Below are 8,816 nucleotides of genomic sequence, written 5' to 3'. Positions count from 1 at the left end.
TGACGGCGTGCCCGACGGAGAAGGTGGTCTGGATGCCGCGCTGTCGCAGGCCGCGCAGGTGGGCGAGGAAGGCTTTCGCGCTGCCCGCGCTGTCGGCTCGGATCAGGATCGGGGTGCCGTGGCGGTGGGCGTCGGGAATCTGCGCGAGGGCTTGATCGAGGACGGTGATGTGGTCGATGGCGGTGTTGGCTCCGGCGTTGCCCGGTCGCAGGATGCCGGCCAGAGCCTCGCCGGTGTTGTCCAGGAAGCAGAGCATCGGGTGGCAGCCGAAGCCGCGTTTGTAGGTGGCGGCGGACTGTTCTTTCTCGGAGTGGCAGGTGACCAGGGTGGCGTCGATGTCCAGGACCAGGCCGGGTAGTTCACGCCCTCCGGCGTGTGATGCGGGTATGGAGTGCCCGGTCTCGCCGGCGTGCAGCCAGGCGACCTCGCGGGCCTGGGCCCTGGCTGCCCGCAGTGCTTTCAGGGCTGCGGTGTCGATGCCGGCGAGCACTCGCCAGGCGGTCGGGGTGGAGGCGACGGGGCCGAACACGTCGCGCTGGTCGCGCAGCACGGCCAGGTCCCGGATCGCCTCGCCTCCGTCGGCGAGCATCACCCTCAGGTCCACCGCGACGCGGCCGGGATCGTGCCCGGTCCCACGCGGCCGCAGCCGGTGCAGAGCGTGACTGAAGGCGCTGGTCAGCGAGGTGGCGTCGGCCAGATCCGCCAGCAGACGTGAGCCGGCGTGGCTGACCACCCCGTGCCCGTCGGCGCTGACGACGAGCCTGGGGCGTGACCGGGTAGTCTGCACGCAGAAAGCGCCTTCCTGCTGGTACGACTGGGACCTTAGACAAGCCCCATCGTTGCAGCTCAGAAGGCACTTTCGCTTTTCCGATCATGATCCGGACGCGACCCCGGACGAAACGCGCAGGTTAGGCGCCGCGTCGGTCAGTACCTTGCCCGGGTCGGGAGCCGCTGTTCCATGCGCGCTCCGATCATCGAGTCGTGAGGGAACCGCGTGTCACTGACAGATAAGGGGGCGGACGAATCCGCCGTAACCCTCGATCCACCGGGCACCGGACGCGCCACCGCGCTCGTGCTCCTGGTGAGCAGTCACTTCCTCCTCAACATGGACTCCGCGATCATCGAGGTGGCCCTGCCGACCATCAAGGAACAACTGGGGTTCTCCGTCTCCAGTCTGTCCTGGGTGGCCAACAGCTACATCCTCACCTTCGGCGGTTTCCTGCTGCTGGGCGGCAGGCTGGGAGACGTACTCGGCAGTCGCAGGGTGTTCGCGGGTGGACTTGTGGGCTTCGCGCTCACCTCGTTGCTGGGTGGCCTCGCCTCCTCGCCGGAGGTGATGATCCTGGCCCGGGGCGCCCAGGGCTTCGCTGCCGCCGTCGTCTCGCCCACAGCGCTGTCCCTACTGGTGGGACTCTTCCCGGATCGGCCGGGAAACGGCGAGAGCGCCACAAGGCCCTGGGCACGCTGGGTGCAGTTGCCGCGGTCGGCGGCTCGGCGGGGTATTTCCTGGGCGGGCTGCTGACGGGCCTCGTGGGCTGGGAGGCGACATTCCTGGTCAACGTCCCCGCGGCGCTGGCCCTGGCCTGCTTCGCGCAGCGGCTCCTGCCCCCGGACTCCCGGGGCGCGGGACGGGCGCGGGTCGACTTCGTCAGCGCCGTGGGGGTCAGCGCCGGCATGGCCCTCCTGGTGTACGCCCTCGTCGATGCCGAACCGTCGAAGCTGCTTTCGGCGCGGACGTGTGGCTTGGTGCTGATTTCCCTGACGGTGCTGTCGCTCGTGGTGGTACGTCAGAACCGAAATTCCGATCCGCTGTTTCCGCTGCGCATCCTGCGTATCCCGGAGATCCGCGGAGCCAACCTTGTCGCAGCACTGATCAACATGGCCATCGGGCCCGTCATCTTCTTCCTCAGCCTCTACGTGCAGCAGGTGCTGGGCTTGAACCCGTTGGCGGCGGGTCTGGCCATTCTGCCCATCGTCGCCGCAATAACGGTGTCCTCCCGGCTCACGGGATCCCTGCTCTCACGCTTCGGCGTCCGCCCCGTGATGATCTGCGGGTTGTCCCTCTTCTCGGCTGGTTTGCTGTGGCTCGGATGCATGTCCGGTGCCGCCTACTGGGCCGAGGTGCTCGGCCCTGAGGTGATCATCGGCTTCGGGGAAGGGCTGGTCTTCGTCACGTTCACCGTGTGCGGGACGAGTGGGCTCGACGCACGCGACGCCAGCGCCGCCTCCGGTCTGCTCACCACGGCCCAGAAGGTCGGCAGCGCATTGGACCTTGCGCTCCTGAGCACCGTCGCCGCCACCTTCACCCGGGATACGGGACTCGCAGGCCTCACCGACGGCTACCGGGCGGCGATACTCGCCGCCACCATCCCCGTGCTCGCCGCGGTCGCCGTGAGCGGCTTGTGGCTGCGGGGCCGGGACCGGCGGTGATCCTGCTGGAACTCTGACGCACACGCTGACCACTGCCGCTCCGCGCATCGCAGAGCGGCACCATCGTCCGTGCCGGGCGTTCAGCCTGTGGCCGACGTCGTGCTGGGTTCCGGCAGTGCCTCGTGCAGGAGCCGGTCGAGTACGACGGCAACTCCGTCATCGTCGTTGGAGGGGGCGATTTCATCGGCCACGGCCCTCAGTTCCGGATGCCCGTTCGCCATGGCGACCGCGTGACCAGCCCACTGGAGCATCGGGACGTCGTTGGGCATGTCACCGAACGCGACGACGTCCGACGGAGTGGCGCCGAGCACCGCGCAGACCTGTGACAGACCGGTGGCCTTGTCGAAGCCCGCCGGGAGGAGTTCGACGATCCCGGGGCCGGCGTGCATCACCCTCAGTCCGGGCCCGCAGTGCGCGAGGGCCTCGGCGGCCAGTTCCCAATCGGACAACGCATCGTGGCGCAGGAGAACCTTGTCGATAGGCCGGCTCCACAGACCCTCGTTGGGCACGAGGCGGAAGGGCGACAGCTCGCGCTCGTCACCCCGGCTGAAACCCGGTGCTATGACGAACTCACCCAGGAGGCCGGAGGTGACGACAGCGAGGTGCAGGCGTCCGACCCGACGGGTCAGCCGGGCAACGACCGCCTGCGCGGCGGCCCGGTCCAGTTCGGTGTGGGTGAGGAGGAAGTCCCGGTCCACGTCGTAGACCTGGGCGCCCTGACCGCAAACGGCGAGGCCCCGGTACCCGAGAGCCCGGAACACGAAACCGCATCCCGAGGCGGGGCGGCCGGTGACGATGACGTGCCGGACCCCTGTCTCGTCCAGGCGCCGCAGTACGGTCCGGGTGTACGCGGAGACCGTGAGATCGCTGCGCAGCAGCGTGCCGTCCAGGTCCGTCGCCACCACGGTGGTCCGCCCGGCCGGCATCACGCGGCCCGCCGGGCGAGACCGGCGTAGACCTGCGCGTACTGCCTGGCTGTTCTCGCCCACGACCAGTCCTGGCGCATCACCCGGGTGCGGACCGCCGCAGGCACGTCGGGTCGCGCCAGCCAGGCGAGTGCCTCGCCGACGGTGCTGCGCACGGCCTGGACACTGTGCTCCGGGATCAGGAAACCGCCTCCGGCGGCCGGATCCACGCGTACGTCGACCACGGTGCCGCGGAGCCCGCCGACCGGGCTGGCCACTGGAAGCGTGCCGTAGCGGTAGGCGATCAGCTGGTTGAGGCCGCAGGGCTTCACCCGCGGGGGCATCACGGTGAGGTCGGCCCCGGCGTAGGTGAGCCAGGCGATGTCCTGGTCGAACCGCGGCACATGGGCCAGGAACTCGGGCACGTCCGCGCGCAGCGCACCCAGCGTCTCCTTGAGGTGGCCGTCGGCGGGACCCATGAGCACGAGCTGTGCCGTCTGCCCGCGCAGCATCGGCTCCAGTGCTTCCAGCAGCAGGTCGCTGCCCTTCTCGTGCACGAGCCGTGAGCACACTCCGATCACCGGCACGTTCTCGTCCGCGCGAAGCTCCAGTGTCTTCTGCAGTTCCTGCTTGTTCATCTGCTTGCCCAACTGCACGGTCGACGCGTCGTAGGGATAGGTCGGCCGGTCGACGGCGGCCGGATCCCACAGCCCGGCGTCGACACCGAAGACGATGCCGGTCGGGCGCACCCGCTCCAGAGCGGCTCCGACCGCCGTACCCCTCGTCTCCCGCTGCAGGTCGTCGACATAGCCCGTGCTGCAAGTCACCACGGTGTCGGCCGCGAGGAGCGCGGCGAGCAGCAGACTCGGCCGCCCGTCGGCCTGCTCCCGCAGCATCCGCAGAGCGCTCGCAGGCAGACTGAGGGCGTCCAGCTCTTCGATCCGCAGCTCGCCCGAGTACAGACCGTTGTGAATCGTCAGAATCTGCGGCAGGCCGGGAAAGCGGTCGCGAAAGTGGGCCAATGCCGCCCCGGACTGCCAGTCGTTGCCGTGTACGAGATCGTAGCCCCGCTGCGTCACGGCCACCCACTCCGCCACGCACCAGCCGAAGAAGGCGCCTCGCGCGGCTTCGTCCGCGAAGGGGCGGTACTGCTCGTCCCGGTACATCCCCGGCCGGTCGTACCAGGCGTCCGCGCGTATCAGGAAGATGTCGCCGCTGTGCTGGTGGTCCAGGAGCCGGTGGACTGTGGCGCCGGCCCGGATGCCCGTCACCCGGCGTTCGGGAAGAACGCAGACCTCCTCGATCCGCAGCTCCAGGCGGTTCACCAGGCATGGATAGTAGGGCAGAACCAGATCGTGGTGTGTGCCGTGACCACCGTCGAGGGCGGCCGGCAGCGCCGCGCTCGACAGCCCCAACCCGCCTTCGGAGAAGAGCGGGGCGTATCCCTGAGTGATGTAGAGACACTTTATCGATGTCTGCTCCGAAAAAGACCGGGCGCCGTCACGGGAAACGGGGGCCGACGCAATTGGCTCAATGAGGTCCCCCAATATCCATGGACGACCTTTCAGCGCATTTGCGGACCCATTTCACCGTGGCGTGTCTGCTGAAAGATGCCGGGCCGGAACCGTGTGCGACGGGCGGCGGCAACACGGCGTCGCCGGCGGCCGCCGGCGAGGGTGCTCGGTGAACGGCCGCGAGAGCGTGAGGCGGTGGCCACTTTGGCGAACACTTCCAAACAGGCAGGCCTTGGGTCAGGATGTACTGCGGTGGTTACTGAGCGTGGGAGTAGAGTCGATGGCTCGGGTGCGGCTGGCGGACATAGCGAAGAAGGCGGGGGTGAGCGAAGCAAGCGTTTCCCGCGTTCTCAACGACAGGCAGGGTGTCTCACATGAGATGCGGCAGGCCGTGCTGGACGCACTGCATGAGGCAGGAGCGGAAACCGATCGCTCGGTGCGCGAGACGTCGCGGATCATCATGCTCGTCACCACGGAGCTGACGAGCATGCCGGTCGTCGCCGCTCTGGTCCAAGAGCTCGAACAGGCGGTCCGCCGGTACGGCTATGTGCCGGCCGTCTACGTCCAGCCGTCCGACGCCGTCCTGGCACACGAGTCGTACGACCTGCTCATCGAGCACGGCGCGGCGGGCGCGGTGTTCGTGTCCGGCTGGCCCGACACCACCGTGTTCTCCGAGGACACCCTCGCCGAGCTGAGGGGACAGGGACTTCCCTACGTGTTCGTCAACGGCCGGGACACGTTGGGCAACGCCCCGTCCGTCTCCGTCGACAACCGTGCGGCCGTGCGGATGGCTACCCGGCACCTCAACGAACTCGGGCACGCCCGCATCGGGATGGTCGTCGGAAATAGCCGGCATCCCTCGTCCGCCAGCAGTATCGACGGATTCATCGACGCGCTGGAAGAGGTACGCCGTCCTGACGCGGTGCCAGAAGCGCATCGCGTCTATCACACGCTGCCCACAGTGGCGGGCGGCCGGGTGGTGGTGGGTACGCTTCTGGAGGACGGATGCACAGGAGTTCTGTGCGACAGCGACCTGACGGCCCTCGGCATCATGCAGGCACTGCACGAGCGCGGACTCTCGGTGCCCGAGCACGTCTCGGTGGTCACGTTCACCGACTCGCAGTTCATGGAGTTCATCAAGCCGCCGCTCACCGCGGTGCGCCAACCAGTCGGGGCGATCGCCATGGCTGCCGTCGCCACACTGCTGTCGGACGGCAGGACCAACGGGCCGCACGACGACGGGTTCCTGCTCATGCCGGAGCTCATCGTGCGCGGGTCCACCTCGGCCCGCTGTCCGACGGGCGTTGTCAGGTTGAGTGAGTACTTGGGGATGCGCGCGGTTTCGGGACGGGTCTGGCCGTGATGGTGACGGTGATTCAGGTTGCGGCGGGTCGGCCAGTGGTTCCGGTGATCTGGTCCCAGGTGGCGAAGCGGGTGATCATCTCGGTGCGGTGTTCGGGTGCGGTCATGAGGTGGCGGCGGGGCCGGAAGTGGGGTGAGATGCCGCTGAACGCGGCCAGGAACCGCTGCGCGGCACCCATCGAGCGGAAGCCTTTCATGGCGCGCTCGCGCTGCCGGGTGGGCTGGTGGCTGTTCTCGGCCCGGTGGTTCAGCCCCTGGTGGGAGCGGTGCTCGACCGAGGGCATCACCTCGCGGTGGGCAGCGCCGTAGGAGCGGAGCTGGTCGGTGACCACCACCCGCGGCGCCGACCGGGTCTTCTTCATCAGCTTGGCCAGGAACCGCTTCGCGGCCGTCGCGTCGTGCCGGGACTGCACGAGGACGTCCAGCACGTTGCCGTCCTGATCGACCGCGCGCCACAGGTAGTGCCACACCCCGTTGATCTTCACGAAGACCTCGTCCAGGTGCCACTTGTCGCCGGTCCGCGGCCCGCGGCGGCGCAGCCCGGCAGCGTACTCGGGCCCGAACCGGGCGCACCACTGCCGGACCGTCTCGTGGGAGACGATCACGCCGCGGGCGAGCAGCAGCTCCCCGGCCTCCCGGAAGGAGAGCGGGAAGCGGTGGTACAGCCACACCGCGTGCGTGATGATCTCCGCCGGGTAGCGGAAGCCCTGGTACGACGGTGTCGCGGCCTCCATGCTGTCCCTTCCCGGACCCGGCAAGCCAACCCGAAGATCATCGTATCGGCAGGCCCGCAGCCAACCTGACAATGCCCGCCAAGTGTTCATGGGACTTCGACACTCACATGATCACCGAGACCGTGCCTGCACTGCGTTTGCCCCTGCCCGAACCGGGACGTCCGCCCCAGGGCCAGACCAGCCCGACGTTCCGGACCGATCGCGATCATGCAACAGCCCCTGCGCGCAGGACACCGCCTCGGCCAGTGAGGCCGCGGTTGTTGCGATTCGTCAAGGGACCCACGAGACCAGGGCGATTGCAAAGTCGTGGTGATCTCTCGGATGTGCTGGTCACGGCGGTATGACGATGCTGGTTGGGTGCGCGATCGGACGCAACGAAGCTCCGTTGTGGAGGTGACCTTCCCAAGTCGCCGTCCCGCAAAGGAGCTTCGATGTGCCGTCAGTCTGCCACCGTCTGTCTGGTCAAGTCGCCCACCCGTCAGCGCCGTGCGCTTGGCCCGCTGGCCGAGCGGCTGCGGGCACTGGCCGATCCGTGGTGCCGGCGCGGGAAGCGTCACCCCTTCGTGGGAGTGCTGCTGATCGCCTGCTCCGCCGTGGTGACCGGTGCGAGGAGTTTCGTGGCGATCAGCGAGTGGGCGGCCGAGGCCCCGCAGGACGTCCTGGCCCGGCTCGGTGCCCGCACCGCAACCGCCCTGGCCCTGCGCATCCCGCCCAGCGGCGCGACGATCCGCCGGGTCGTCAAGGACACCTGCCCCGGCGGCCTGGCCGACCTCCTCGGCCACGACCCGGCCGGCACCGACACCCTCGCCCTGGACGGCAAGAGCGCCCGCGGCTCGCGCCTGGGCGCCACCCCGGCCGCGCACCTGCTCGCTGCGATGACCGGCACCGGGATGACCGTCACCCAGCTGCGGGTCCCCGAGAAGACGAACGAGATCACGTGCTTCGCCACCCTCCTGGACCCCTATGACCTGCAAGGAGTCACCGTGACGGGCGATGCCCTGCACACCCAGCGCGACCACGCCCGCTTCTTCGTCGAGGCGAAGAAGGCGCACTACGCCTTCACGGTGAAGCGGAACCAGAAGAACCTCTACGAACAGCCGCGGACCCTGCCCTGGCCGGAGGCGACGGCGAAGTTCTACGACCGCACCACCGGCCACGGGCGTAAAGAGACACGCGTGGTGCAGGCCCTGACCGTCACCGACCTCGGCGTCGACTTCCCCCACGCCGCCCAGGTCGCCAAGGTCGTACGTCACCGCACCGACATCAGGACCGGCAAGCAGAGCCGCGAGACCGTCTACGTGATCACCGACCTGACCAGCCGCCAGGCATCCCCGGAACGGATCGCGACGATCTTGAGGATGCACTGGGTGATCGAAAACAGGCTCCACTTCGTCCGGGACACCGCCTTCCGCGAGGACGCCTCCAAGATCCGCACCGGGCACAGCCCGGAGAACATGGCCACCCTCCGCAGCTTCGCCATCAACCAACTCCGCACCGCCGGCCACACCAACATCGCCGCCGGACTCCGCGCCACAGCCCTCCGCCCCCACGAGCGGCCACTGGCCCTCCTCGGCCTCAACTGACCTGCGCCGACGCGTGATCAAAGGACTTTGCAATCGCCCTGAGGTCCAGGGCGAGTTGGGCGAACCGACTCGGCCACCCGGGACTCGAGCTCTTCCACACGCTCCCGGACCACGGTCACCTCCATCGAGAACGCCGACGCCCTGGGTGGCCGTCCGGCACGCGCACCGAACGGCTACCCCGATCGGGACGCCTTCCGACACTCCGTTGTAGCCAGTCGAACGATCTACCGCTTACTTCAATTGCATGGTGAAGATTGAACGCCCAATTGGATGACGTCGTGATAGTTG

Annotated in this window: 8 protein-coding genes; 4 read left to right on the top strand and 4 right to left on the bottom strand. The window is 68.6% G+C overall.

The window, feature by feature from the left end:
* The coding region (locus AB0I73_RS29825; protein WP_363042502.1) for a transposase at positions 1 to 787 on the bottom strand (787 nt) is incomplete at its 3' end.
* A gap of 207 nt (positions 788 to 994) precedes the next feature.
* On the opposite strand from AB0I73_RS29825, the gene AB0I73_RS29820 reads away from it, so the two are divergent.
* Together AB0I73_RS29820 and AB0I73_RS29815 are read left to right on the top strand one after the other, a co-directional pair.
* Positions 995 to 1,522, top strand: coding sequence for an MFS transporter (locus AB0I73_RS29820; RefSeq protein ID WP_363042500.1), 528 nt, complete (start codon positions 995 to 997; stop codon positions 1,520 to 1,522).
* Positions 1,456 to 2,430, top strand: coding sequence for an MFS transporter (locus tag AB0I73_RS29815; protein ID WP_363042504.1), 975 nt, complete (start codon positions 1,456 to 1,458; stop codon positions 2,428 to 2,430). Before AB0I73_RS29820 ends, AB0I73_RS29815 begins: the two co-directional genes overlap by 67 nt.
* Before the next feature lie 80 nt (positions 2,431 to 2,510).
* Here the strand turns inward: AB0I73_RS29815 and AB0I73_RS29810 are convergent, their stop codons facing one another.
* Together AB0I73_RS29810 and AB0I73_RS29805 are read right to left on the bottom strand one after the other, a co-directional pair.
* Entirely contained in the window at positions 2,511 to 3,332 is an 822-nt protein-coding gene (locus tag AB0I73_RS29810; RefSeq protein WP_363042498.1) for an HAD family hydrolase, read from the bottom strand.
* Positions 3,333 to 3,355: 23 nt separating this feature from the next.
* Positions 3,356 to 4,882 (bottom strand): glycogen/starch synthase, encoded by a 1,527-nt coding sequence (locus AB0I73_RS29805; protein ID WP_363042496.1) that lies wholly within the window; start codon positions 4,880 to 4,882, stop codon positions 3,356 to 3,358.
* Here AB0I73_RS29805 and AB0I73_RS29800 point away from each other — a divergent pair.
* On the top strand, positions 4,869 to 6,212 hold the full coding sequence (locus AB0I73_RS29800) for a LacI family DNA-binding transcriptional regulator (protein WP_363042494.1): 1,344 nt from the start codon (positions 4,869 to 4,871) through the stop codon (positions 6,210 to 6,212). The two genes, AB0I73_RS29805 and AB0I73_RS29800, sit on opposite strands and share 14 nt — an antisense overlap.
* A 13-nt stretch (positions 6,213 to 6,225) precedes the next feature.
* Here the strand turns inward: AB0I73_RS29800 and AB0I73_RS29795 are convergent, their stop codons facing one another.
* A complete protein-coding gene (locus AB0I73_RS29795) occupies positions 6,226 to 6,945 on the bottom strand; it encodes an IS6 family transposase (RefSeq protein ID WP_363042492.1) in 720 nt (239 codons plus the stop codon).
* Between the two features lie 431 nt (positions 6,946 to 7,376).
* On the opposite strand from AB0I73_RS29795, the gene AB0I73_RS29790 reads away from it, so the two are divergent.
* Entirely contained in the window at positions 7,377 to 8,528 is a 1,152-nt protein-coding gene (locus AB0I73_RS29790) for an ISAs1 family transposase (protein ID WP_363042490.1), read from the top strand.
* Positions 8,529 to 8,816: the final 288 nt, after the last annotated feature.

It is taken from the genome of Streptomyces sp. NPDC050388 (genome assembly GCF_040655635.1).
In the GTDB taxonomy this organism is placed as follows: domain Bacteria; phylum Actinomycetota; class Actinomycetes; order Streptomycetales; family Streptomycetaceae; genus Streptomyces.
This window is presented reverse-complemented; position numbering and strand designations above follow the sequence as displayed.

Excerpts from the sequence above, each read along its gene's own strand:
- AB0I73_RS29800 (WP_363042494.1), top strand. The coding sequence starts at position 4,869 with ATGAGGTCCCCCAATATCCATGGACGACCTTTCAGCGCATTTGCGGAC.
- AB0I73_RS29790 (WP_363042490.1), top strand. The coding sequence starts at position 7,377 with ATGTGCCGTCAGTCTGCCACCGTCTGTCTGGTCAAGTCGCCCACCCGT.
- AB0I73_RS29795 (WP_363042492.1), bottom strand. The coding sequence starts at position 6,945 with ATGGAGGCCGCGACACCGTCGTACCAGGGCTTCCGCTACCCGGCGGAG.